The following is a 26,158-nucleotide window of genomic DNA, read 5'->3' as shown; positions in this document are numbered from 1 at the left end:
AGATGACCGCCACCGAAGTCCGGCCAGTCGCCGGCACCACCTCCACCGCCCAGTCCCGGATGCTCGCCGGGTTCCGGATCGTCATGTCGTTCCTGTTCGTCCTGCACGGCTGCATGGGCCTGTTCGGCGCCTTCGGCGGTGTCGACGGCCAGGGCGGCATGGTCTCGTTCCCGACCTGGCCGGACTTCTGGGGGTCGGCGATCCCGTTCGGCACCGGGATACTCGTGCTGCTGGGCCTGTTCACCAGACCGGCCGCCGTGCTCGCCTCCGGCGCGATGGCCTACGCCTACTTCACCGTGCACGTCCCGATGGGCGGCCTGTGGCCGCTGGCCAACGGCGGTGAGCTGGCCGCGATGTTCAGCTGGATCTTCCTGCTGATCGCCGTGTTCGGCCCCGGCTCGCTCGCACTGGACGCCGTGCTCAAGCGCCCCAAGCGGTCGTGACCGGTCCGGTACCCGGCCGCCGCGCGTGGCGGCCGGGGGCAGGTCCCGTCACCCACCGGACGCTGCTGCGCGCCTACCTCGGACCGCAGCGCGGGAGCGTCGTGGTCATGGTCGTGCTGCTGGTGGCCTCCATCCTGCTGGAGATCGCCGAGCCGCGGATCGTCGCCCACTTCATCGAGTCCGTCCAGCTCGGCCGCCCGGAGGGCGCGCTGGTCGCGATCGCGCTGCTGTTCCTGGGCGTGGCCGCGTTCCGGCAGGTCGGTAGGGTCATCGCGGCCTACGCCAGCGAGCGGGTCTCGTGGACGGCGACCAACGCCGCCCGCGAGGACCTCGCCGCGCACGTGCTCGACCTCGACCTGAGCTTCCACGAGTCGCGCTCGCCCGGCGAGCTCATCGAGCGCATCGACGGCGACGTGAACCAGGTGGCCGAGTTCTTCTCCAGCCTCATCGTGCACCTGGTCGGCAGCGTCCTGCTGGTGGTCGGCATCCTGACCGCGCTGACGTTCCTGGACTGGCGCATCGGGCTGACGTTCGCCGCGGTGACCCTGGTCGGGCTGTACGGGCTGGCCAAGGTCGCCGCGATCGCCACGGTGAAGTGGGAGGACGACCGCGAGCAGAGCGCCCGGTTCTTCGGCTACGTCAGCGAGTCCGTGCGCGCGACCGAGGACCTGCGCTCGTCCGCGGCCACCGGCCACGCGATGGCCCGGTTCCACCGGCACCTGCGGGCGTGGCTGCCGGTCAAGGTCCGCGCCGAGGGGTGGGGCAGCGCGATCTGGGTCGTGCTGTCGCTGGTGTTCACCGCCTGCATGGCGTTCGCCTTCGGCTACGGCGGGCTGTTCTACCGCAACGGCACCATCTCGTTCTCCGGCGTGTACCTCGTCGTCGCCTACGCCACCATGCTGACCACGCCCATCGAGGTGCTCCGGCTCCAGGTGCAGAACCTCCAGCAGGCGGGCGCCGCGATCCGCCGCATCGCCGAGCTGTTCGGCCACCGGTCCACCGTGCTCGACGGCACGGAGCCGTTGCCGCACGGCGCCTTGTCGGTGCGGTTCGAGCGGGTCGGCTTCGAGTACACCTCCGAGGAGACCCCGGAACCCAAGAAGATCATGCACGAGCTCTCGTTCCACGTCCCCGCAGGCGAGACGCTCGGGCTGGTCGGCCGCACCGGCGCGGGCAAGAGCACCATCGCGCACCTGCTGTCCCGCATGTACGACCCCGGCGAGGGTCGGGTGCTGCTGGGCGGCGTCGACACGCGGGAGGCCACGCTGGCCTCGCTGCGGGCCCAGGTCGGTCTCGTCACGCAGGACGTGCAGGTCTTCGACGCCTCCCTGCGCGACAACCTGACGTTCTTCGACGACACCGTGCACGACGACCGGCTGATGGCCATCCTGGACGAGCTGGAGCTGCGGCCGTGGCTGGCCACCCTGCCCGACGGGCTGTCCTCGCGGATCTCGCCGAGCACGCTGTCGGCGGGCCAGGGCCAGCTGCTCGCGCTGGCCAGGGTGTTCCTCAAGGACCCCGGCCTGATCATCCTCGACGAGCCGTCCAGCAAGCTCGACCTCGTCACCGAGGCGATGGTCGAGCGCGCGCTGGACCGGATGCTCGCCGGGCGCACCGCGATCGTCATCGCGCACCGCCTCGACACCATCCTGCGCGCCGACCGGGTCCTCGTGCTCGACGGCGGCGCGGTGGTCGAGAGCGGCGCCACCTCGGACCTGCTCGGCGACCCGGGGTCCCGGCTGGCCGAGCTCCACCGGATCGGGCAGGTGCTGCGATGAGCAAGCAGACCACCGCGGAGAAGGCGGCCGTGCCGCCGACGCTGGCGTTCCTGTGGCGGCTGATCACCTACAGCCCGTGGCGCTACCTGCTGGCGGCGTCCGGGTGGGTGGTGTTCCACCTGTGGCCGCTGCTGCCCGGTGTGCTGGGCAAGCTGCTGTTCGACGTGCTGGAGGGCCGCGCCGCGGTGGGCGTCACCGTGTGGACGGTGGTCGCGATCATCGTGGCGGGCGGGCTCGCGCGGTGCACGGCGATCATCGGGGCCACGGTGGCGTGGGCCGGGTGGTACCTGCGGGCGCGCGGGCTCGTGCAGCGCAACCTGCTGGACCGGGTGTTCAGGCTGCCGGGCGCGCAGGCGATGCCGAAGACCGTGGGCGAGAGCATCTCGACGGTCCGCGACGACAGCGACGCCATCGCGCTGATGGGCGGCTGGGGCTTCGACATGCTGGCGGGCATCATCTTCGCCGTCGGCGGGCTGGCGATCCTGCTCACCGTCGACGTGAAGATCACGATCATCGTCATGGTGCCGCTCGCGGTCGTCCTGGCGCTGGCGCAGTTCGCACGGGCACGCGCCTACCGGGTCCGCGAGCAGAGCCGCGAGGCGACGGCGAAGGTCACCGGGACGATCGGCGAGATCGTCGTGGCGGTCCGGGCGATCAAGGCCGCGGACAAGAAGAACGAGGTCGTCGACCGGCTGCGCGCCGACAACGCGGTGCGCAAGACGGCGATGATCCGCGACAAGGTGCAGAGCCTGGCGATCGACTCGGTGTTCAACAGCACCGCGAGCCTCGGCGCCGGACTCGTCCTGCTGGTGGCCGCGGGGCAGATGAGGTCCGGCGAGTTCACCACCGGCGACTTCGTGCTGTTCGCGACCTACCTCATGCAGGTGGCCGAGTACACGTACTTCATGGGCTACCTGGTCCGCACCTACCAGCAGTCCGGGGTGTCGTTCGTGCGCGCGGCCGAGCTGCTCCAGGGCGCGCCGCCGATGACGCTGGTCGACCACCACCCGCTGCACCTCAAGGCCGAACCGCCACCCGCCGACCCCGTCCCGGCGGTGGAACCGCTGCGGGAGCTGGAGATCCGGTCGCTGACGCACGTGTTCCCCGGCACCGACCGCGGGGTGCGGGACGTGTCGCTCACGATCAGACCGGGCACGGTGACCGTGGTGACCGGCGAGGTCGGGTCCGGGAAGACGACGCTGCTGCGCGGTGTGCTGGGCCTGTACGCCGCGGGGCACGGCGAGATCCGCTGGAACGGCGAGCGCGTCGAGGACCCCGGCGACTTCATGGTGCCGCCGCGGGTGGCCTACACACCGCAGAACCCGACGCTGCTCTCCGGCTCGATCAGGGAGAACGTCCTGCTCGGTCTGCCCGACGACGGCCGGGTGGAACGCGCCGTGCACACCGCCGTGCTCGGTCCGGACCTGGAGCGCTTCGACACCGGGCTGGAGACGGAGATCGGTGTGCGCGGGGTGCGCCTGTCCGGCGGCCAGGTCCAGCGCACGGCGGCCGCGCGGATGTTCGCGCGGGAGCCGTCGCTGCTGGTGATGGACGACCTGTCCAGCGCGCTCGACGTCGAGACCGAGCAGGAGCTGTGGCGGCGCATCTTCGCGACGTCGACCACGTGCCTCGCGGTCTCGCACCGGCCCGCCGTGCTGGAGCGGGCGGACCAGGTGCTGCTGCTCAAGGACGGCCGCGTGATCGCGGCGGGCCCGCTCGCCGACCTGCTGGAGTCGTCCGCGGACATGCGGATGCACTACCGGACTCCCGCCCAGACCCCACTGCCTAAGGAGTGATCACGTTGTCGCCACGGGTGATCGTCGTCGGCGCGGGGCCCACCGGCCTCGCACTGGCCGCGGAACTGGCCGAGGCCAGGATCGACTGCCACGTCCTGGAGAGGCGCGGCACGCGCGCGGAGCTGTCCCGCGCGTTCACCATGGAGCCGCGGACCATGGAGCTGCTGGACATGCGCGGGCGGGTGGAAGGGCTGCTGGAGCACGGGCGGCCGTGTCAGCACCCGCCGGTCGGCGACGAGTCCGGCTACCTGGACTACGGCCTGCTGGACACCGGCTTCCCCTACAGCCTCATCATCCCGCAGCACCGCACCGAGAGCGTGCTCCAGGACGCCGCGCAGCGGGCGGGCGCGGTGATCCGCACCGGCGTCGAGGTGCTGGCGCTGCGGCAGGACGACACCGGCGTGGAGGTCGACGTCTGCGGCCCGGACGGCACGACCACGTCCGAACGCGCCGACTACCTCGTCGGCTGCGACGGCGTGAACAGCACGATCCGGGCGGCGATCGGTGTCGACTTCGACGGCTGGAACTACGACGACTCCGTCATCATGGGCGACTGCAAGCTGCGCAACCCGCCGTCGCCACCGGACTACGCGCGGATCACCAAGCGCGGCATGGTCGCGGTGTTCCGGTTCCAGGACGACACCTACCGGGTCATCGTGTTCGACCACGAGAAGATGAAGCTGCCCGCCGACCTCCCGCTGCCGCTGGAGGACCTGCGGGAGAGCTGCACGGCCATCCTGGGGGTGGACGTCGACCCGCACGACCCCGTGTGGCTGTCCCGGTTCCGCAGCTCGCAGCGGCACGCCAAGCGCTACCGCGTCGGCCGGGTGCTGCTCGCGGGCGACGCCGCGCACACGCACATCCCGTCGGGCGGCCAAGGCCTGCAGACGGGCATCCAGGACGCGTTCAACCTCGGCTGGAAGCTGCGCGCCGAGATCGAGGGCTGGGCACCGCCGGGACTGCTCGACAGCTACGAGGCCGAGCGGTACCCGATCGCGGCGGAGACGCTGCGCAAGACCGACCTGTCGTTCCGGTTCGAGACCTCCGACGGCGTCGGCGCCCGGCTCATCCGGTGGGCGGTCATGAAGCTGGTGCGCGTCAAGGCGTTGCAGCGGATGAACCTGGAGCACCTGGCGGGCCTGACCCTGCGCTACCCCAAGGGCGAGGGCGGCCCGTGGCAGGGCAGGCGGGTGCCGGACCGGCCGACGACCCGAGGACGGCTGTTCGAGTCCTTCCGGGACGGTCGGTTCGTGCTGATCGGCGCCGGGGCGGGGGAGTGGGCCGACCGCGTGGCCGAGGTGGAGCTGACCGAGCCCCTGGCCAGGCGCTGCCCCCGTGTCGTGCTGGTGCGCCCCGACGGCTACGTCGCGTGGGCGGGCGACGAGGCGGGACCAGCCCTGGAGGCGGCGCTGCGGCGCTGGTGCGGCGAGTCCGCGCAGCGGTACGCGTCGAGAGAGGTCTGAGAGTCCCCGCGCGAAGACTCGTGGGTACGCAGAGCAACCGAAAACGTTAGGGGACGCAGCATGCAGAACTATTCCGCGGAGTCGTACGGCAACGCGATCGCTGCGGTGTTCGACATCGTCAACGACGATCCGAAGGAGGTCGCCGGCATCGTCGACTTCCTGCGCGGTTACGTCGGCGACGGTCCGGTGCTCGAACCGGGGATCGGCACCGGTCGGGTCGGCATCCCCCTGGCGGAGTCCGGCGTCGACGTCTACGGCGTCGACATCAGCAAGGAGATGGTCGAGCAGCTCAGGACCAAGCCGGGCGCGGACAAGGTCACCGTCGAGGTCGGCGACATGAACGACGTCGACTTCGGCAGGCAGTTCTCCCTGGTGTACCTCGCCCAGGGCACGTTCGGCTCGCTGCTCTACGCCGACGCGCAGCGGCAGTTCCTCCAGTCAGCGCGCAAGCAGCTCGCCCCCGGCGGCAGGCTGGTGATCGAGTCGATGGAGGTCGACGACACCCGCTTCAGCCACGACCAGTACGTCACGACGTCGCTGCTCGACGTCACGCACGTCGTGCTCAGCGCCGCGATCCGCGAGCCGGAGGCGCAGCTGCTCAGCATCCAGAACGTGCTGCTCACCCCGCACGGCATCCAGCTGTACCCGGTGAAGTTCCGCTACTACACCGCGACCGAGCTCGACGAGATGGCGGGCGAGGCGGGCCTGCGGCTGCAGGAGCGCTACTCCGACTGGGAGAAGTCCGACTACACGCCGGGCGACCTCCGGCACATCTCCGTCTACGGCACCAACTGACCTGGAAGGGAAAGCGTCGATGACCACGTCAACCACACGAGCCCGCCGCGGCCTGGCGATGATCCTCGCGGTCGGCACCGCCGCGGCGGCGATCGCCGGATGCGCGCCGAGCCGTGCCAGCACCGCGGAGAACGGGGACCAGACGGTCCTCGGCGACACCGTGGCGCTCGGGCTCGGGATGATGAAGCCCTACGTCACCACCGACAAGTCCGGCAACCCCACCGAGGTCGGCGTGCGGTTCAGCGCCGTGTCCCTGGACGGCCTGCCGCAGGGCGACACGCCCACGCACTGGATGGTCACGTTCCCCGAGGAGGCGGGCAAGACCGTCGTCAAGAACGCGATGGTCAGCTGGTACCCCAAGGGCCGCAAGCCCGCCGAGATCTTCGGCGAGCCGCAGATCGCGTTCCACTTCTACACGATCGACGGCAACGAGGCGATGACGTCCATCGACCCCAAGGGCCACCCCGACCAGGCGCGGCACCTGCTCGACCCCAAGTACGTGGCCACCGACTACATCGCCGAGCCCGGTGACCCGGTGGAGAAGACCGTGCCCGCCATGGGCCTGCACTGGCTGGACAGCAAGCGCGAGTTCGGTCCCGGCAAGTCGGAGTTCGCCGAGGTCTTCGTGCACGGGTCGTGGGACGGCAAGCAGATCTTCCTGGAGCCGCTGGCCACCCGGAAGTTCCTGCTGACCAAGCCCAACATCAACGCCCCCGTCAAGCAGCCGTCCGCGGTGCAGTCCACCGGCTACTACCCGACGGACTACACGATCCGCTACGACCAGCCCACCAACGAGTACGTCGTCGCCATCGGCAAGATGATCCCGCGGCAGGCGTCCTGACGATGGGCACCTTGTCGGACGAGGACGTGGAGCTGCTGGTCGGCATCCGGCACTTCGAGCTGGCCCTGCTGCGCGTGTTCGGAGAAGGCAAGGTGAACGGCACGACCCACACGTGCCTGGGCCAGGAGTACGTCCCGGTGGCGCTGGCGCCGCTGCTCGACGGCGACTTCGTGCTGAGCAACCACCGCGGCCACGGGCACTACCTCGCGCAGTTCCGCGACCCGGCGGGCCTGCTCGCCGAGATCACGGGGCGCGCCGGGGCGGTCTGCTCGGGCGTCGGTGGCAGCCAGCACGTCCACCGGGACGGCTTCCTGTCCACCGGCGTCCAGGGCCAGAGCCTGCCGCTCGCGGTCGGCATGGGCCTGCACTACAAGCGCACCGGGGCGAACCGGGTGGCCGCCGCCTACATCGGCGACGGCACCTGGGGCGAGGGCGCGGTGTACGAGGCGCTGAACATGGCGTCGCTGTGGCGGGTCCCGGTGCTCGTCGTGGTGGAGCACAACGGGATCGCGCAGTCCACGCCGACCACCCGGCAGCTCGCGGGCACGATCGGCGACCGGGTGCGGGCGTTCGGCGTGGACTTCACCGAGATCACCACGCACGACATCCCGGCGATCCGCTCGGAGCTCGCCCCGGTCGTCGACCGCGTCCGGCACGAGCACCGGCCCGCGGTCGTGCAGTTCACCACCCGCAGGCTCGGACCGCACAGCAAGGGCGACGACACCCGGACCGCCGAGGAGGTCGAGGCCCTGCGCGCCGCCGACTGGCACGCGGAGCTGGCGGCCGCGCTGGGCGCGCGGTTCCACGCGATCGACGAGCGGGTGCGGACCGAGGTGGACCGGGTGGTCGCCGAGGTGCAGGCGCGTCCGCCCTCGCAGTGGGCGGACCTGGTCGAGGCGGGGGTAGTCCGATGAGCGAGCTGATCAACCTGGTGGCGACCGTGCTGCGGGTGCCGGTGGACGCGGTGGACGACGACACCGGCACCGCGACCACGGCGGCGTGGAGCAGCCTGCGGCACGTGGAGATCGTCGTCGGGGTCGAGAAGACCTTCGGCGTGCGGCTGACCCCGCGCGAGGCCCGGTCGTGCCGCTCGGTGCGCGCGCTGCGCGACGTGCTGTCCGGCAAGGGGGTCACGCCGTGAGCGACCTGGCGCCCCGCGTCGTGGAGAGCCTGAACTCGGCCCTGCGGCGGCTGTTCGACGAGCGCGCGGACCTGTACCTGCTCGGCGAGGACGTCGTCGACCCGTACGGCGGCGCCTTCAAGGTGACCAAGGGCCTGTCGACGAGCCACCCGGACCGGGTGCTGTCGACGCCGTTGAGCGAGGCCGGGATCGCCGGTGTGGCGGGAGGTCTGGCGCTGTCGGGCGACCAGGTCGTGCTGGAGGCCATGTTCGGCGACTTCGCCGCGCTCATGTTCGACCAGCTCCTCAACCTCGTGTCGAAGTCCGTGACGATGTACGGCGAGCGCAAGCCGATGCGGGTGCTGGTGCGCTGCCCGGTCGGCGGCAACCGCGGGTACGGGCCGACGCACAGCCAGAGCGTGCAGAAGCACTTCATCGGCATCCCCAACCTGTCGCTGTACGAGACCACCCCGTTCCACGAGGCCTACCCGCTCGTGTCGCACGCCCTGGACCACGGGCCGTCGATGCTGTTCGAGGACAAGGTCCTCTACACCCGGCGGCTCTACCGCGACGGCGTGGTCGACGAGCACTTCCGCTTCACCCTCGTCGGCGGGGCTCCCGGCTGGGCGCACGTGACGCCGGTCGACGGCCGACCCGCCGACGTGGCACTGGTGTGCCCCGGAGGTGTGGCCCACCGCGCGGTCACGGCGGCCAACGCGCTGCGCGCGCAGGGGATCTCCGTCCACCTGCTGGTGCCGGGACGGCTGTACCCGCTGGACGTCGAGCCCGTGCTGGACCTGCTGGCCGACGCCGGTCTCGTCGTCGTCGCGGAGGAGAGCACCGCGGGTGGCACGTGGGGCTCGGACGTCGCCGCGGTCCTGCACGACCGGCTGTGGTCCAGCCTGTCCGCGCCGGTCCTGCGGCTCTCGTCGGCCGACTCGATCATCCCGACCGCCCGGCACCTGGAGGAGAGGGTCCTGCTGGGGGAGCGGCACATCGTCGACGCGGTCACCACCGCGCTGGGCACCTGCCGTCGTACCGAGGGCGCCGAGGAGGCCGTGCCCACGCCGGTGGCGTCCGGTGTCCCCGTCACGGCCCCGAAGCTCAACAACAACGACGCCACCTACCTGGTGGTGGACTGGCTGGTCGAAGACGGCGCGACCGTCGAGCCCGGCACCCCGCTGGTGGAGCTGGAGACGTCGAAGGCCATCGAGGAGATCGCGGCGGCCGACGCCGGTGTGCTGCACGTCGTCGTGCCGTCCGGGACCGAGGTCGAGGTGGGCGCGCTGCTCGCCGAGATCGGCGGCACCGGGCCGCGGGCCGCGGCGGCGCAGGAGGTCCGGGAGGTCCATGACGTCCCGGAGGTCGTCGTGCCGTCGCCGCGCAGCTACGTGCTGGACCGGGCCCAGCAGGGCACCGCCGCCGTGGTCAGCCGCGCGCACCGCGAGGTCCCGGCCGCGTTCACCGCGATCGAGGTCAGGGTGGACGCGCTGCTGGAGCGCCTGCGCAGGCTGTCCGACGAGAGCGACGCGGACGTCGGCCTGGCGGAGGCGGTGGTCAAGGCGGTCGGCACCGCGCACGCCGACTTCGGGCACCTGTTCGGCAGCCTGGTCGACGACCGCACGGTCGCGCTGACCGACACCGCCGACGTGGCCGTGACGCTGGACGCCGGGCGCGGCCTGTACACGCCGGTGGTCAGGGACTGCTCCGGCAGGTCCATTGTGGACATCTCGGACGACCTGATGGACTACCGGTTGAAGGCGTGGCGGGCGGAGTTCGCCGCGGCCGAGCTCACCGGCGCCGCGATCACGGTGTCCCTCAACACCGACGACGACGTGCTGCTGGTGCAGCCGATCGTCATGTGGCCGCAGCTGTGCATGCTGTCGGTCGGCGGGCTGCGCGAGCAGGTCGTCCTCGACGACGGCGTGCCCGTCGCCACCACCGTCGTCGTGCTCGGCCTCGCCTACGACCACCGCGTGGTCAACGGCGCCGACGCGGTGCGGTTCCTGCGTTTCGTCGCGGACGGCCTGCGCAAGCCGGACCGGCTGGAGAAGCTCGTCAGTTGACCCACGGGAGGTCTCGGTGGCTTACGGCCTGGTCGCGTTCGGCACGGCGATGGGGGAGGAGGTCGCGGTCAAGGACGTCGTGGCCGAGTACACGGAGGACGTGGAACGCGTCCTCGGCTACGGCTACGACCACGTGCACCGGGCCGCCCCCGGTGTGGGGCTGACCGACCTCGCGGTCGACGCCGGGCGCTCGGCGCTCGCCGCCGCCGGACTCGCACCCCGCGACGTGGACCTGCTGGTCCTCGCCGTCACCGACCTCACCGAGTACCTGTACTGGGACGCGGCGGCCGCGACCGCGCACGGCCTCGGCCTGCGCCGCGCCGAGGCCGTCCTGGTCGACCAGGGCTGCGTCGGCGGCGTCACCGCGTTCGACGCGGTGGCGGGCCGCTTCGCCACCCACCCCGGCTACCGGACCGCGCTGGTGATCGGCGCCAACCGCACGGTCGAGGCCTACTGGAACCGCCTGGACACGCACTCGCTGCTGTTCTCCGACGGTGCCGCCGCCACGGTCGTCACCCGCGAGTCCACGTCGTTGCGCTGGCTCGCCTCGCACGCCGAGACCGACGGCGCCTACGCCGACTTCTTCCGGATGGACATCGGCGGCGGCGCCGAGCCGTTCGCGGCCGGGTCGCCCGCACCGATGGTGCGCGACGCGTGGGACATCATGGAGCACTTCGGGTACGACTCCGAGCGGTTCGCCGCGTTCGCGGACGAGATCAACGACCGCACCGCGCGGGCCGTGCACCGCGCGTGCAAGCAGGCCCGCGTCACCGAGGAGGACCTGCGGTGGCTGGTGCTGCTCAACGACAACACGCGGGTGCTCACGGCGCAGGCCGACCTCGTCGGCGTGCCGACCGCGCGGACGAACCTGAGGTGGGCGGGCCGGAACGGGCACTTCGGCGCCGCGGACCACCTGTTCTTCCTGGCCGCGCTGCGCGAGTCCGACGAGCCCGACCCCGGTGACCTGGTGGCGCTGGCCGCGAACGGCCGCGGCATGCACTGGGCGTCGGCGATCTTCTCCTGGTAGGGCGGAACGTCGAAGAGCCCCTCCGGTCCGCGGACCGGAGGGGCTCTTCGACGTTCAGGCGCCGCCGAGGGTGCGCTGGAGGCGGGGGATGACCACCTGCTCCAGGCGTTCCGGCAGCTCCGGCAGGTGGGTCGCCAGCTCGGCCACCGTCGGGTGGTCGAACACCAGGCGCAGGTCCAGCGGCGTGCCGGTGCGGCTGGTGACCCGGCTGACCATGCGGCTGGCCAGCAGCGAGTGGCCGCCGAGGGTGAAGAAGTTGTCGTGCACGCCGACCTCGCCGCGCCCCAGCAGCTCCGCCCAGATCCCGGCGAGCAGCTTCTCGGCCGCCGTCGTGGGCGGTTCGTGCCGGGTGGGGGCGACCGGGGTCGGGTCGGGGAGCGCGTTGCGGTCCACCTTGCCGTTGGGGGTCAGCGGGAGCGCGTCGAGCTCCACCACCTGGTCGGGGACGAGGTGGTTCGGCAGCCGGGTGGCCAGCGCTTGGTTGTCGACGTTGCCCACGACGTAGGCGACGAGCCGGTCGCCCTTGACCGCCACCGCGGCGTCGCTGACGGAGTCCTGGCCCCGCAACGCGGTCTCGATCTCGCCGAGCTCGATGCGGTGGCCGCGGAGCTTGACCTGGTTGTCGGTGCGGCCCAGGTAGTCCAGGTGGCCGTCCGGCCGCCACCGCACCAGGTCGCCGGTGCGGTAGAGCCTGCCGGGACCGTGCGGGTTGGGCAGGTAGCGCTCGGCGGTGAGCGCGGGTCGGTCGTGGTAGCCGCGGGTGATCCCCAGGCCCGCCAGGTACAGCTCGCCCACGGCCCCCAGCGGGACGGGCCGCAGGGCCGCGTCGAGCACGTGGGCGCGGGTGCCGTCGACCGGGCGGCCGATGGGGGTGCGGTCGTGCGCGGGATCCGTGACGGCGTGGGTGGAGTAGGTGGTGTCCTCGCTGGGGCCGTAGAGGTTGTGCAGCGCGTGGATCACGGGGTGCGCGTGCAGCTCCCGCACCAGCTCCGGCGGGAGCGGTTCACCGGCGAGGTTCATGGTGTGCGCCCGCGGTGGGACGGCGTCGGCCGCGAGGAGTTCCCGCGCGACCGACGGGACCGTGTTCACCAGGGTGACGTGCCGGTAGTCGTCGGCGGAGTGGATGAGGTCCAGCGCGTTGTTCGGCGCCAGGGTCACCGCACCGCCGGACACCAGGGGCGCGAAGATCTCGTAGACCGACAGGTCGAAGCAGATCGACGTGGCCGCCAGCGTTTCCGCCAGGACCTCGGGTGGGAACACCCGCACGGCCCAGTCGAGCATCGCGGACGTCTGGCGGTGCTCGATCATCACGCCCTTGGGCAGTCCCGTGGAGCCGGAGGTGTAGATCGTGTACGCCAGGTCGTCCGGCCGCGCGGTCGCCACCGGTCGGGTGTCCACATCGGACAGCGCGTAGGTGTCCTCGGTGATCAGCAGAGGAGCGTTGGTGTCGTCGAGGATGAACCGGACGCGTTCGGCCGGGTAGGCGGGGTCGATCGGCACGTACGCCGCGCCCGCCTTGAGCACCCCGAGGATCGCGACGACCATCCGGCTGGTGCGCGGAAGGCGGACGCCGACCAGCGTGCCCGGCCCGATGCCCCGCTCGCGCAGGTGGTGCGCCAGGCGGTTGGCCAGCGCGTCCAGCTCGCGGTAGGTGAGCGTCGTGTCGGTCGCGCGCAACGCGATGGCGTCCGGGGTGCGGTCGACCTGGGCCTCGACCAGCTCGTGCACGCACGCGGTCGGGACGTCGGCGGGGTGGCCGGTGTCCAGCGCGGCCACCAGTTCGCGCTCGGCCGGCGTGCGGACGTCCAGTTCGGCCAACGGGGTCTGCGGGGCCGTGGCCAGGAGGTCGAGCACGAGGGTCAGCCGCTCGGCGAACAGGGCCATCGTGGAGTGGTCGAACAGGTCGGTGTTGTAGACCAGCGACCCCGTGACGGCGTCCGGCCGTTCCTCGACCTGGAGGACGAGGTCGAACTGGGTGGCGCGCACCGGCACCGGCAGCGGCCGCACGACCATCCCCGGCAGCCGGTAGGCGGGCGGCGCGCTGTTGACGGCGAGCATGACCTGGAACAGCGGGCTGCGGCTCTGGTCGCGGGCGGGCGCCAGCTCTTGGACCAGCCGTTCGAACGGCACCTCGTGCTGCTGGAGCCCCAGAACGCTCCGGTGGGTCGCCTGCAGCACCGAGGCCAGGGTGTCCCGCGGTGTCGTGCGCAGGTGCAGGGGCACGGTGTTGACCAGCAGGCCGATCAGCCCGGTCGAGTCCGGGTGGTCGCGGCCCGCGGTCGGGGTGCCGATGGTGACGCCGGGCTGGCCGGTGAGCTTGGTCAGCAGCACGCCGAGCGCGGTCGCGAGGGTGGTGAACGCGGTCGTCCCGCCGACCCCGTGCGCGGGCAGCGCCACCGGGACCGAGGCGCCGACGTGCGTCTGGTGCGGAGGTCGCGGCCGGTCGGTCGGCAGGTCGAGCGGCGTCGACCCGGCGAGGTGGTCGCGCCAGAACTCCAGGTCACCGGGATTCCGCCGCCACTGGGCGAAGTCGGTGTACTGGACGGCCGCGGGCGGTGGGGCGGGGCTCGCCGGGTCGGCGGCCAGCCTGACGTAGTGGTCGGTGACCTCGCGCAGCAGCAGGTCCACCGACCACCCGTCGGAGACCACGTGGTGCAGGCTGAGCAGCAGCACGTGCCGGTCCGGCGACGTCCGGACCACGACGGCCCGCACCAGCGGGCCGGCGGCCAGGTCGAACGGCCGCGCCGCCTCGGCCTCGACGACCGGCGCCCAGTCGGGGGTGTCGAACTCGGTCAGCCGCACCACGGGGTCCGGCGAGACGACCTGCACGACCTCCTCGTCGATCTCGCGCAACGACGTCCGCAGCGACTCGTGGCGCTCGGCGGTCGCCCGCAGGGCGGCGCGCAGGACACCGACGTCCAGCGGTCCGTCGATCTCGGCGGCGCCGGTGATGTGGTAGGCCAGGTTCGCCCGCGGGTCGAGGCGGCAGAGGAACCACAACCGCTGCTGCGCGGCCGACGCGGGCAGTACGAGCGTGCCGTCCGCCTCCGGGACCCGGTCCAGCACGGGGATCGGCTCCGGCGCGGTCGCCGTGGTCGGCAGGGCGCGGGCGAGCTCGGCGATGGTCGGGTGGTCGAAGACCAGCCGCAGCGCGACGGTGGCGCCCAGCGCCGTCGTCAGCCGGTGGGTCAGCCTGGTCGCCAGCAGCGAGTGGCCGCCGACGGTGAAGAAGTCCTCGTGCACGCCGATGCCGGGCCGGTCCAGCAGGTCCGCCCAGATCCCCGCGACCAGTTCCTCGGCCGGGGTGCTCGGCGGCGCGTGCTCGGCCGCGGCGACCGGCGTCGGGTCGGGCAGCGCCTTGCGGTCCACCTTGCCGTTGGGGGTCAACGGGAGCGCGTCGAGCACGACCACCTGGTCGGGGACGAGGTGGTTCGGCAGATGGGCGCGCAACGCCGCCGCGTCGAGGGAGCCGACCACGTAGGCGACCAGCCGGTCGTGCCGGACCGCGACGACGGCGTCGGCCACGGACTCCTGGCGGCGCAGGGCGGTCTCGACCTCGCCGAGCTCGATGCGGTGGCCGCGGATCTTGACCTGGTTGTCCGTGCGGCCCAGGTAGTCGAGCAGCCCGTCGGGCCGCCACCGCGCGAGGTCGCCCGTGCGGTAGAGCCTGCCGGGGCCGTGCGGGTTGGGGAGGTAGCGCTCGGCGGTGAGCGCGGGCCGGTCGTGGTAGCCGCGGGTGACGCCGATGCCGGACAGGTACAGCTCGCCGACCGAGCCGAGCGGCACCGGGCGCAGTTCGGAGTCCAGCACGTGGGCGCGGGTGCCGTCCACGGGGCGGCCGATGGGGGTGCGGTCGTGCGCGGGATCCGTGACGGCGTGGGTGGAGTAGGTGGTGTCCTCGCTGGGGCCGTAGAGGTTGTGCAGCGCGCGGATCACGGGGTGCGCGTGCAGGTCCCGGACGAGCTCGGGGGACAGGGCCTCACCCGCGAGGTTCATGGTGTGCGCCCGCGGTGGGATCGCGTCGGTCGCCAGGAGCTCACGGGCGACCGACGGCACGGTGTTGACGAGGGTGAGGTGCCGGTAGTCGTCGGGGGAGTGGACGAGGTCCAGCGCATCGTGCGGGGCCACCGTGATGGCACCTCCGGAGACCAGGGGCGCGAAGATCTCGTAGACCGACAGGTCGAAGCAGATCGACGTGGCCGCCAGCGTTTCCGCCAGGACCTCGGGTGGGAACACGCGGACGGCCCAGTCGAGCATGGCGGCGGTCTGGCGGTGTTCGATCATCACGCCCTTGGGGCGGCCGGTGGAGCCGGAGGTGTAGATCGTGTACGCCAGGTCGTCCGGGCTCGTGTCGACGAGCGGCCGTGCGTCCACATCGGACAGTGCGTAGGAGTCCTCGGTGATGAGGACGGGCGCGTTGGTGTCGTCGAGGATGAACCGGACGCGGTCGGCGGGGTAGGCGGGGTCGATCGGCACGTACGCCGCCCCCGCTTTGAGCACCCCGAGGATCGACGCGACCAGACGGCTGGTGCGGGGCAGGCACACGCCGACCAGGTCACCGGGTCGCACACCGAGGCCGATCAGGTGGTGCGCCAGGCGGTTGGCCAGCGCGTCCAGCTCGCGGTAGGTGAGCGTCGTGTCGGTCGCGCGCAACGCGATGGCGTTCGGGGTGCGGTCGACCTGGGCCTCGACCAGCTCGTGGACGCACGTGGTCGGGACATCGGCGGGGTGGCCGGTGTCCAGCGCGGCCACCAGTTCGCGTTCGGCGGGCGTGCGCACGTCCAGTTCGGCGAGAGTGGTGTCCGGGGCCGATGCCAGGGTCTCGACCACTCCCGCCAGGCGCTCGGCGACCAGCCGTGCGGTGGACTCGGCGAACAGGTCCGTGTTGTACGTCAGGTGCCCGGTCACCGCGCCCGGTGACTGCTCCAGGTGCAGGGACAGGTCGAACTGCGTGCCCGCGGGCGGCTCGTCGATCCGGGTGAACCGCAGGCCGGGGATGTCCAGCGACCGCGGCGGTTCGACGTTGAGCGCGAGCATGACCTGGAACAGCGGGCTGCGGCCGCGGTCGCGTTCCGGGCGCAGGTGCCGGACCAGCAGCTCGAACGGGGTGTCGCTGTGCCGGTGGGTCTCGGTGAGCTCGGCGTGCGTGTCCCGCAGCGCTTCCGCGAGCGTGGTGGCCGGCGTGGTGGTGCGGCGCAAGGGGAGGCTGTTGACCAGGAACCCGATGACGTCGGTGGTGTCGGGGTGGGTGCGGCCGGTCACCGGGATGCCGATCGTCACGTCGTGCCCGCCGGTCAGCTTGGCCAGCAGCACGGTCAGCGCGGTCGTGACGACGGCGAACGCCGTGGTGCCCGTGGTGCGCGCCAGGCTCTCGACCGTCGTGTCGGACAGCGCGATCGGGACGGCGGCGCCGTTGTGGGTCTGGTGCGGCGGTCGCGGCCGGTCGGTCGGCAGGTCGAGCGCCGCCGCCCCGGCGAGCTTCCCGGTCCAGTGCGCCAGGTCGTCGGCCGGGGTGGTCCGCTGCCAGCGCACGACGTCGCCGTACTGCATCGGCGCCGGTGCGGCGGATCCCGGTGCGCGGTAGCGGTCGGCGATCTCGCGCAGCAGCACGGTCAACGACCAGCCGTCGGCGATGGCGTGGTGCAGCGACAGTTCCAGCACGTGCTCCTCGGCGGCCTTCCGGACGATCCGCGCCCGGAACAGCGGACCCCGTTCGAGGTCGACGGCCGCGGACGTCCAGTCGGCGTCGGGGTTCCAGGTCGGGTGCACGACCTGCACGACCTCGCCGTCGACCTCCCGCAGCGTCGTGCGCAACGCCTCGTGCCGCTGGGCGGTGGCGCGCAGGGCATCCCGCAGCACCTCCACGTCCAGCGACCCGTCGATCCGGGCCGAGCCGGTGAGCTGGTAGGCGAGGTTGGCCCGCGGGTCGAGGTGGCAGAGGAACCACAGGCGCTGCTGCCCGGCGGACGCGGGCAGCGTGACCGTGCCGTCGGCGGCGGGCACGCGCGGCGCCACCGGGATGGGCGCGTAGTCCTGGAGCGCGGGCAGGTTCCTGGCCAGCTCGGCGACGGTCGGGTGGTCGAACACGAGCCGGAGCGGGACCGCGGTGCCGAGCGTCGTGGTGAGCCGGTGCGCCAGCCTGGTGGCGAGGATCGAGTGCCCGCCCGCCGCGAAGAAGTTGTCGTGCACGCCGATCGCGGGCACGTCGAGCAGCTCGCGGCAGATGTCCGCGATCAGCTGTTCGGCCGGGGTGCGGGGTGCCGTGTGGTCGTCGGAGGTGATCACGGGCGCGGGCAGCGCCTTGCGGTCGACCTTGCCGTTCGGGGTCAGCGGCAGCTCGGCCAGCGGGACGAGGTGGGTGGGGATCATGAAGTCCGGCAGGGACGCGCGGGCGTGCGCCACGAGGTCGTCCAGGTCCACCGCGCCCACGACGTGCGCGACGAGCCGTTCGCCCACCACGGTGACGACGACGTCGGTCACCAGCGGGTGTCCTCCGAGGACGGTCTCGACCTCGCCGAGCTCGACGCGGTGGCCGCGGATCTTGACCTGGTTGTCGGTGCGGCCCAGGTAGTCCAGGTTCCCGTCGGTGCGCCAGCGGACGAGGTCGCCGGTGCGGTAGAGCCTGCCGGCGCCGTGCGGGTTGGGCAGGTAGCGCTCGGCGGTGAGCGCGGGTCGGTCGTGGTAGCCGCGGGTGATCCCCAGTCCTGCCAGGTACAGCTCGCCGACCGAGCCGAGCGGCACCGGGCGCAGCTCGGAGTCCAGCACGTGGGCGCGGGTGCCGTCGACCGGCCGTCCGATCGGGGTGCGCTCGTGGGTCGGGTCGGTCACCGCGTGGGTCGAGTACGTGGTGTCCTCGCTGGGCCCGTACAGGTTGTGCAGCGCCTCGACGACCGGGTGGGCGTGCAGCTCCCGCACCAGCTCGGGGGACAGCGGTTCGCCCGCGAGGTTCATGGTGTGCGCGTGCGGTGGGACGGCGTCGGCGGCGAGCAGTTCCCGCGCCACGGAGGGGACGGTGTTGACCAGGGTGATGTGCCGGTAGTCGTCGGGGGAGTGGACGAGGTCCAGCGCGTTGTTCGGCGCCAGGGTCGCGGTGGCACCGGAGACCAGCGGCGCGAAGATCTCGTACACCGACAGGTCGAAGCAGACCGACGTGGCCGCCAGCGTTTCCGCCAGGACCTCGGGTGGGAACACGCGGACGGCCCAGTCGAGCATGGCGGCGGTCTGGCGGTGTTCGATCATCACGCCCTTGGGGCGGCCGGTGGAGCCGGAGGTGTAGATCGTGTACGCCAGGTCGTCCGGACTCGCGAGGATCGCGGGTCGGGTGTCCACATCGGACAACGCGTAGGTGTCGGACGTCAGGAGCACCGGCGCGTTCGTGTCCTCGACGATGAACCGCACGCGGTCGGCGGGGTAGGCGGGGTCGATGGGCACGTACGCCGCACCGGCCTTGAGCACCCCGAGGATCGAGACCACCAGACGGCTGGTGCGGGGCAGGCACACGCCCACCAGGTCACCGGGTCGCACACCGAGGGCGATCAGGTGGTGCGCCAGGCGGTTCGCCGCCGCGTCCAGCTCGCGGTAGGTCAGGGTCGTGTCGGTCGCGCGCAACGCCACGGCGTCCGGGGTGCGGTCGACCTGGGCCTCGACCAGCTCGTGCACGCACCGCGTCGGCACCTCGGCCGGGTGCCCGGTGTCCAGCGCGGCCACCAGTTCGCGCTCGGACGGCGTGCGCACGTCCAGTTCGGCGAGGTCGACGTCCGGGTCGTCGAGCAGTGCCGTCAGCGCCACGCCGAACCGGTCGGCCAGCAGCCGCGCGGTGGAGGCGTCGAACAGGTCGGTGTCGTAGCCGAGGAACCCGGTCAGCCCCTCGGGGGTGAGCCACAGGTACAGCTCGACGTCGTGCTGGATCGCGGCCGGGGCCATCAGCAGCGGCCGCACCGGCAGGGCGTCCATCCGGAACTCCGGCAGCCCGTCCTGGAGCACGCACATCACCCGGAACGCCGCACCGCCCACGGCCTCCAGCGGCACGTGACCGCGACCGTAGGCGCCGAGGCAGGTGTCCCGCACGGCCCGCACGAGGTCGCGCCCGGTCCGCGTCCCCGCGCTGTCGGTGCGCAGCACCAGCATGTTCACCAGCGGCCCGATCGCCCGCGGTGCCCGCTGCCGCTCGCGGGTCGTGGACGGCGACCCGATCGCGACGTCCGTCTGCCCGGACACCTTCGCCACCACCAGGTGCAGGGCGCTCAGCAGCACCATGAACGGCGTGACGCCCTCGGCCGCGGCCAGCTCCCGCACCCGCCGGACGACCGCGGGGTCCAGCGCCACGGGGACGTCGTCCGACCGGAACCGCGGCCGCGCGGGACGGGGCCGGTCGGTCGGCAGCGCGGACGGCGGCACGTCGGCCAGCCGCGCCCGCCAGTACGCCAGGTCCTGCTCCGTCACGACCGTCGAGGTCGCGGGCATCGGTTCGGCGGGTGGCAGCTCGCCGCCGGAGTAGGCGGTGGACAGCTCGGCCAGGAACACGCCCAACGACCAGCCGTCGCACACCAGGTGGTGCGCCACGACCTGGAGCACCGTCTCGTCCGCCGTCGACCACACCGCGACCCGCCACAGCGGTCCCGTCGCCAGGTCCATCGGCTCGCCCGCGCGCGCCCTGCCCGCGGCCAGCGCCGCCGTCCGGTCCTCCGCGGCGAGGACGTCGAGCGGGGAACCCTTGCCCAGCACCGGATGCCGGGCGACCACCTCGGCCAGCGCCGACCGCAGCCGGTCGAGGTCCAGCGCGCCCGGCACGGACGCCGCGAACGACAGCACGTTGACCGCCGTGCCGGGGTGGACCTGTTCGAACAGCCGCAGGCCCGCCTGCGTCGGGGTGTCGCCCGACGCGGGCGCCGGTGCCGCGCGGGTGCGCCACCGCTTGACGAGATCGCGCCCCAGGGCAGCCGGGAATTCCACGAGAAGCTCCTCCGGTGAGATCAGGCTTGTGCGGTGGCCAGCGCGCCGATCCGGTCGACGACCTCGGTGCCGGTCACGCCGTCCTCGGCCCAGCGCGCCAGCAGTCGCCCGGCCAGCTCGCGCGGTGACTGCGCTTGGAGCACGTCGCCGATGGACACCGGCAGGTCGAGCGCGTCCTCGGTGATCGCCGCGATCTCCGCGCCGCGGATCGAGTCGCCGCCGATGCCGCTCAACGTCTGGGTCGGCGCGCAGTCGTCCACGTCGCACACGGCGGCGAACACCTCGGCCAGGAACAGCTCGACCGGCTCGCGGAGGTCGGTCTCCGGTACGCGGGCCACGGTCGACACGGTCGTCCCGGTCAGCTCCCCGGCCAGGTGACGGGTGCGGGTCAGCGCCCGCTGGATCTTGCCGCTGGTGGTGCGCGGGATCGCGCCCGGCGGGCACAGCACGACGGTGTCGACCCGCGCGCCGGTGGCGGCCAGCACCCTGGCCCGGACGTCCACGGCGAGCTCGTCGAGGTCGGCGACGTCGCGCTTGGCCAGCTCCACGGCCAGCACCAGCTCCTGGTCGTCGTCGACGGTGAACGCCGCCGCCGTGGGCCGCAGCACCGGGTTGTCCAGCACCGCCGCGGCCTCGAGGTCGTGGGCGTGGTGGTTCACGCCGTGCTGGATCAGCACGTCCTTGCGGCGGCCGGTGACGAACAGGTGCCCGTCGCGCAGGTAGCCGAGGTCGCCGGTGCGCAGGTACCGCCTGCCGTCGACGTACCCGACCAGCTCGCCCTCCGGCTGCCCGGTGTCGTTGAGGTAGCCGCGGCTCACGCTCGGGCCGCTGACCCAGATCTCGCCCTCGACGCCGTCCACCGGCGTGCCCGACTCCGGGTCGGCGACCACGAGGTCGTGCCCGGCGATCACCGGGCCGCAGTCCACCCGGCCGTCGGCGTCCACGTCGTCGCCCGTCCAGTGCCCGCCGGTGACGATCAGGGTCGCCTCGGCGAGCCCGTAGCACGGCAGGAACGCCTCGGGGCTGAACCCGTTGCCCGCGAACCGGTCGGCGAACGCGGCGAGCGTGCGGGCCCGGATGGGCTCGGCCCCGTTGAACGCGAGCCGCCAGCCGCTCAGGTCGACCCCGGAGAGGTCCTTGCCCGCCGCCCGGCGCACGCACAGGTCGTAGCCGAAGTTCGGCGCACCGGTGTGCGTGACGCCCAGCTCGCCGATCTGGCGGATCCACTCCAACGGATTCTTGAGGAAATGGATCGGCGACATCAACCGCACCGGAAAACCGCCGTGCACAGGCGTGAGAATGAATCCGATCAATCCCATGTCGTGGTACGGGGGAAGCCAGGAGATCGCGCGCGTGCCCTCGTCGAGCTTGAACACCGCGCTGATCGCCTCGATATTCGCGATCAGATTCCGGTGGTCGAGCACGACCCCCTTGGGCTGGTTCGTGCTGCCCGACGTGTACTGCACGAGCGCCACGTCCTCGGGCTCCGGCAGCGCGTCCCAGGTGCCCTCCGACGGGGTGTCCTGGTCGACGGTGACGACCGGCGGCAGCGCCTCGGGCGCACCGGACGAGGTGAGCATCGCGAGCACGAACGGGTCGGCGAGCAGAGCGGTCGCCCGCGAGTCGACCAGCACCCGCTCGAACCGCTGCTTGATCCGGTCGGCCGCCCCGAACAGCGGCGGATACGTCGGAACGGCCGGTACGCCCGCCAGGAAGCAGCCGTAGACCGCGACGACGAAGTCGAGTCCCGGCGGGTACAGCAGCAGCGCCGGACCGCCACCGGACTCCTCCCGCAGCCGCCGCGCGACGCGGGTGGCGCGGTCCAGCAGCTCGCGGTAGGTCAGCGTGTCGAGCCTGCCGTCGTCGTGCAGGTACTCGAAGGCGAGGCGGTCGCCGTCGGCCGCCACGTGGTCGAGCAGGACATGCGCCAGCGTGCGTCGTGGCATCGGCGGGACTCCATTTCTCCGGGACCGCTCCGGCAAATGTAAAGACACCCCCTCTCGCCTTGTTCTCACGCACCTACCGGCGTCCTCTCACCTTTCTCTGCATGTCTTGACGCCCCCCGAGGGGTGGCTGGTAACCATTTGTCTGTGCTCGCAGCAGGAATCAATTCGGAGGTGAGTGTGGCCGACATGGGAACCCGTTGGTTGACGTCCTTCGCCGACGTGGCCGAGCCGACGTGCGAGCTGGTGTGCTTCCCCCACGCCGGGGGCGGCACGTCGGTCTTCCAGGGTTGGCAGCGGCACACCGACGCGCTGCGGGTGTCCGCGGTCCGCCTCCCCGGTCGGGAGTCCCGGCTCCGCGAACCGGCCATCGCCGACCTCGACGAGCTGGTGGCGGTGCTGGTGACCGCGCTGGCCCGGCTCACCGACCGGCCCTACGCCTTCTACGGGCACAGCATGGGCGCCCTGGTGGCCTACGAGCTCACCCGCGCCCTGCGCGCGGCCGGTCTGCCGCTGCCCGTCGGCCTGTTCGTCGCGGGCATGGACGCGCCGCAGCGGCTCGACCTCGACCGGGCCCACGACCTGCCGCGCGACGAGCTGGTGGCCTGGCTGGTCGGCGTGAACGGCCTGGACCCCGAGGTGCTGGAGTACCCGGCCCTGATCGACCTGATGCTGCCGACCATCCGCGCGGACCTCGCCGTGGTCGAGGACTACACCCACCGGCCGCAGCCCCCGCTGCCGGTGCCGCTGCACGTCCTGCGCGGCCGCGACGACGTGCAGGTCAGCGTTGAGGGCAGCGGCGGCTGGGCCGAGCTGACCTCCGCGGGCTGCGCCGTCACCGACCTCGACGGCGACCACTTCTTCGTCCAGCGGCACGAACGGCTGGTCGTCTCGCTGATCGAGGCCGACCTCGTCAAGGAAGGGGCAGGCCGATGAGCAGCTCGTCCTACGTCGGCGGCGTGAGCAGTGGGCCCGCCCGCGACTACAGCGGCTTCTTCGTCCTGCCCGCCGCGCCCGCCCAGCGGCAGCTGTGGTTCCTGTGCCAGCTCGACGCGGCGAGCAACGCCGCCTACAACGTGGTCAGCGCGGTCCGGCTGACCGGGCGGCTGGACGCCGTGCTGCTGCAACGCGCGCTCAACGAGGTCGTGGCGCGGCACGAGAGCCTGCGCACCGGCATCGGCCTGGTCGACGGCGAGCCGCGCCAGGTCGTCGTGCCGCACACGCTGGTGTCGCTGCCGGTGGTGGAGGGCGACGTGCAGGCCCACGCCCGCGAGCAGGCCGCCATCCCGTTCACCCTCGACGAGCCGCCGCTGCTGCGCGTCGTGCTGGTCCGCGAGTCCCGCGACCTGCACACGCTGGTCGTGGTCATCCACCACGTCGCCTGCGACGGCTGGTCCACCGAGATCTTCTACCGCGACCTCGCCCACGCCTACCACCGCCTGGTCGACGGCGGCACCGCGGCGCGGCCGGAACTGTCGATCCAGTACGCGGACTACGTGGCCTGGCAGGAGGAGTCGCTGACCGGCGAGCCGATGCGCGACCTCGTGGCGCACTGGCGCGGCGCGCTCTCCGGTGTCACGCCGCTCGCCCTGCCCGTCGACCGCCCGCGGGGGAGTGCGCGCCGGATGGCGGGCGGACGCCTGGAGCTGACGCTCGACGCCGCCGAGGTGGCCCGGCTCGACGCCCTGGCCGCGGACCGCTCCGCGACCCGGTTCATGGTGCTGCTGGCGGCTTTCAAGGTCGTGCTGGCCCGGATCACCGGCCAGGACGACGTCGCCGTGGGCACGCCCGTCGCGGGCAGGCACCACCCGGACGCCGAGGAGCTGATCGGCTTCTTCGCCAACACGCTCGTGCTGCGCACCCGGCTGCCGCTGGCCGAGGGGTTCGGCGAGGCCGTGGCCGCGGTCCGGCACACCTGCCTGGAGGCGTTCGCCCACCAGCGGATGCCGTTCGACCGGCTCGTGGAGGAGATGCGCCAGCCCCGCGCGCTGGACCGCAACCCGCTGTTCGACGTGATGTTCTCCTTGCAGGACAAGACGGACTTCGCCGTGGAGCTGCCCGAGCTGACCATGACGCCGGTCGAGCTGGTCACCACGTCGGCGAAGTTCGAGCTGTGGCTGACGGTCCTGCCGCACGGCGACGGCCTGTGCCTGCGCCTCGACCACGACCGCGACCTCTACGACACGGCGACCGCGCGGGCGGTGCTCGACCTCTACCGCCGGGTGCTCGCCGAGGCGGGCCGCGACCCCGACACCGCCTCCGCCACGCTGCCCAAGGTGGACGACGCCGAGCGCGCGCTCGTCGACAGCTGGTCCGCAGGTCCACAGAGGACGGTTCCCGACGGCACGGTCCTCGACCTGCTCGGCGACGTGGTGGTGCGGGACGGCGAGGCCGAGCTGTCCGCCGCCGGGCTCCGCGCCCGCGCCGCCGACCTGGCCGACCTCCTGCGCGAGGAGGGCATCGGCGGGCCCGGTGTCGTCGTGTCCACGCCGCCGGTCGCCTCCGCGGCGCTCGCGGTGGTCGCGCTGGCGGTGTTCCAGGTCGGGTCCGTGCTGTCCTACGGCGAGCGCCACACCCGTGACGGCGCCTTCGTGAAACCCCGCGGCGACGGCTGGGTGATCACCACCGGGCCGAGGTTCGACCCCGCCGACGCCACGACCCCCGGCCCGGACGACCCGGCGTGGCGGACCTCCGTCGTGTTCTCCCACCGCGCACTGGTCGCCGCGGTCACGGCGGTGGCCGACCGGCTGGGGATCACCCCCGACGACGACGTCGCGCTGCCGGCAGGCACCCGCCCGGACCCGGTGGACGTGCTGCTGGCGCTGACCTCCGCGCGGAGCCTGGTGATCGGCGACGCCCCCGAGGGCGCGGTCGTGGTGGCGGACCCGGCGACGTGGCGGAAGGCGCTCACCGAGGGCTGGACGGCCCCGGCGGGCTCCCGGCTCGTCTGCCGCGGCGCGGTCGTCGCCGACGACCTCGTGGCGATGCTCGGCCGTACCGGCCGCCCCGTCCTGGTGGGCCGCGACACCCCGTGCGCGGCCGTCCCGGTCGGGCTCGGGCCGGACAGCTCCCCGCCGGCCAACACCACCCGGCTGCTGCTCGACGACACCGGCGCCCCGGTCCCCGTCGGCACGGTCGGCGAGCTGCACCTGGCGGGCCCGGCGGTCGCGGCCACCCGCACCGGCGAGCGCTACCGCTACACCCGGCGCGGCGACCTGGAGTTCGTGGGCTACACCGACGAACGCCTGGTCGCGGGCGACCACCTCGTGGTGCCCAGCCGGATCGAGGCCGCGCTCACCGACGTGGAGGGCGTCCGGTCGGCCGCCGTCGTGGCCGGAGAGGTCGGTGGAGCCACCCGGCTCGTCGGCTGGCTCGTGCTCGACGGCGCCCTCGCCGCGGGATCGCCGCGCGAGCACGACGAGTTCGCCGCCACCGTGCGCGCCCGCGCCCTCGCGGTGCTCCCGGCCCACGAGGTGCCCGAGGCGTTCGGCGTCGTGCCCGAGCTCCCGCGACTGGCCGACGGCACCGTCGACCGGCCCGCGCTGGTGGCGCTGGCGGCGTTGCGCGGGCAGTCGCTGCTCGGCGCGGTCGACGCCACCCCGCCCCGCAACCGGGTGGAGCGCGTCGTCGTCGCGATCTTCAAGGACACGCTGCCGGTGCAGGAGTTCGGCGTCCACGCCGACTTCTTCGCGCTCGGCGGCCACTCGATGCTCGCCGCCAGGGTCATCGGCCGGGTGCGCGACCAGCTCGGCGTGCTCGTCCCGGTGCGCGACTTCTTCCGCAGGCCCACCGCGGCCGGACTCGCGGAAGCCGTGGCGGCGCTGGAGGACGACCGGGCGCGCGGCCCGGCGGACAAGGCCACCGCGCTGCGCGGCCAACTCGACGGCATGTCCGACAAGGAGGTCGAGCAGCTCCTGCGCCAGCTCGGCTGACC

At 72.8% G+C, this 26,158-nt stretch carries 14 protein-coding genes; 12 read left to right on the top strand and 2 right to left on the bottom strand.

Annotated elements, in window-relative coordinates; translation table 11 throughout:
• The first annotated feature begins 2 nt into the window (after positions 1 to 2).
• From CLV43_RS09920 to CLV43_RS09875, 10 genes are read left to right on the top strand one after another with little or no spacing between them, the layout of a single operon-like run.
• Entirely contained in the window at positions 3 to 443 is a 441-nt protein-coding gene (locus CLV43_RS09920; RefSeq protein ID WP_106186732.1) for a DoxX family protein, read from the top strand.
• Positions 440 to 2,221, top strand: coding sequence for an ABC transporter ATP-binding protein (locus CLV43_RS09915; protein WP_106186731.1), 1,782 nt, complete (start codon positions 440 to 442; stop codon positions 2,219 to 2,221). The genes CLV43_RS09920 and CLV43_RS09915 overlap by 4 nt, the downstream gene beginning before the upstream one ends.
• Positions 2,218 to 4,017 carry an ABC transporter ATP-binding protein gene (locus tag CLV43_RS09910; protein ID WP_106186730.1) on the top strand — a complete coding sequence of 600 codons (1,800 nt, stop codon included), beginning with the start codon at positions 2,218 to 2,220 and terminating at the stop codon, positions 4,015 to 4,017. The genes CLV43_RS09915 and CLV43_RS09910 overlap by 4 nt, the downstream gene beginning before the upstream one ends.
• 5 nt (positions 4,018 to 4,022) lie before the next feature.
• Positions 4,023 to 5,480, top strand: a complete 1,458-nt coding sequence (locus CLV43_RS09905) for an FAD-dependent monooxygenase (RefSeq protein ID WP_211304294.1) — start codon at positions 4,023 to 4,025, stop codon at positions 5,478 to 5,480.
• A gap of 60 nt (positions 5,481 to 5,540) precedes the next feature.
• Positions 5,541 to 6,275, top strand: coding sequence for a class I SAM-dependent methyltransferase (locus tag CLV43_RS09900; RefSeq protein ID WP_106186729.1), 735 nt, complete (start codon positions 5,541 to 5,543; stop codon positions 6,273 to 6,275).
• Positions 6,276 to 6,294: 19 nt separating this feature from the next.
• Positions 6,295 to 7,116 (top strand): DUF5602 domain-containing protein, encoded by an 822-nt coding sequence (locus tag CLV43_RS09895; RefSeq protein ID WP_146174713.1) that lies wholly within the window; start codon positions 6,295 to 6,297, stop codon positions 7,114 to 7,116.
• 2 nt (positions 7,117 to 7,118) lie between these two features.
• Entirely contained in the window at positions 7,119 to 8,030 is a 912-nt protein-coding gene (locus CLV43_RS09890; RefSeq protein WP_106186727.1) for a thiamine pyrophosphate-dependent dehydrogenase E1 component subunit alpha, read from the top strand.
• On the top strand, positions 8,027 to 8,257 hold the full coding sequence (locus tag CLV43_RS09885) for an acyl carrier protein (RefSeq protein ID WP_106186726.1): 231 nt from the start codon (positions 8,027 to 8,029) through the stop codon (positions 8,255 to 8,257). The genes CLV43_RS09890 and CLV43_RS09885 overlap by 4 nt, the downstream gene beginning before the upstream one ends.
• Positions 8,254 to 10,302: a 2-oxo acid dehydrogenase subunit E2 gene (locus tag CLV43_RS09880; protein WP_211304293.1), complete on the top strand. Its 2,049-nt coding sequence runs from the start codon at positions 8,254 to 8,256 to the stop codon at positions 10,300 to 10,302. The genes CLV43_RS09885 and CLV43_RS09880 overlap by 4 nt, the downstream gene beginning before the upstream one ends.
• Before the next feature lie 16 nt (positions 10,303 to 10,318).
• Positions 10,319 to 11,329, top strand: coding sequence for a 3-oxoacyl-ACP synthase III family protein (locus CLV43_RS09875; RefSeq protein WP_106186725.1), 1,011 nt, complete (start codon positions 10,319 to 10,321; stop codon positions 11,327 to 11,329).
• A 54-nt stretch (positions 11,330 to 11,383) separates the two neighbouring features.
• Here the strand turns inward: CLV43_RS09875 and CLV43_RS09870 are convergent, their stop codons facing one another.
• Both CLV43_RS09870 and CLV43_RS09865 read right to left on the bottom strand, forming a co-directional pair.
• Positions 11,384 to 20,281: a non-ribosomal peptide synthetase gene (locus CLV43_RS09870; RefSeq protein WP_106186724.1), complete on the bottom strand. Its 8,898-nt coding sequence runs from the start codon at positions 20,279 to 20,281 to the stop codon at positions 11,384 to 11,386.
• A gap of 20 nt (positions 20,282 to 20,301) precedes the next feature.
• Complete coding sequence (locus CLV43_RS09865) at positions 20,302 to 22,227, bottom strand: AMP-binding protein (RefSeq protein ID WP_106186723.1); 1,926 nt, start codon at positions 22,225 to 22,227, stop codon at positions 20,302 to 20,304.
• A 186-nt stretch (positions 22,228 to 22,413) separates the two neighbouring features.
• On the opposite strand from CLV43_RS09865, the gene CLV43_RS09860 reads away from it, so the two are divergent.
• A complete protein-coding gene (locus CLV43_RS09860) occupies positions 22,414 to 23,160 on the top strand; it encodes a thioesterase II family protein (RefSeq protein WP_106186866.1) in 747 nt (248 codons plus the stop codon).
• The gene (locus tag CLV43_RS09855) at positions 23,157 to 26,156 is read left to right on the top strand and encodes a condensation domain-containing protein (protein ID WP_106186722.1); all 3,000 of its coding nucleotides are present in this window, start codon (positions 23,157 to 23,159) and stop codon (positions 26,154 to 26,156) included. Before CLV43_RS09860 ends, CLV43_RS09855 begins: the two co-directional genes overlap by 4 nt.
• The last annotated feature ends 2 nt before the right edge of the window (positions 26,157 to 26,158 follow it).

Origin of the sequence: Umezawaea tangerina, assembly GCF_003002815.1 — a bacterium.
GTDB lineage: Bacteria > Actinomycetota > Actinomycetes > Mycobacteriales > Pseudonocardiaceae > Umezawaea > Umezawaea tangerina.
The sequence above is the reverse complement of the archived record's forward strand: the minus strand, read 5'-3'. Positions and strand labels throughout refer to the sequence as shown.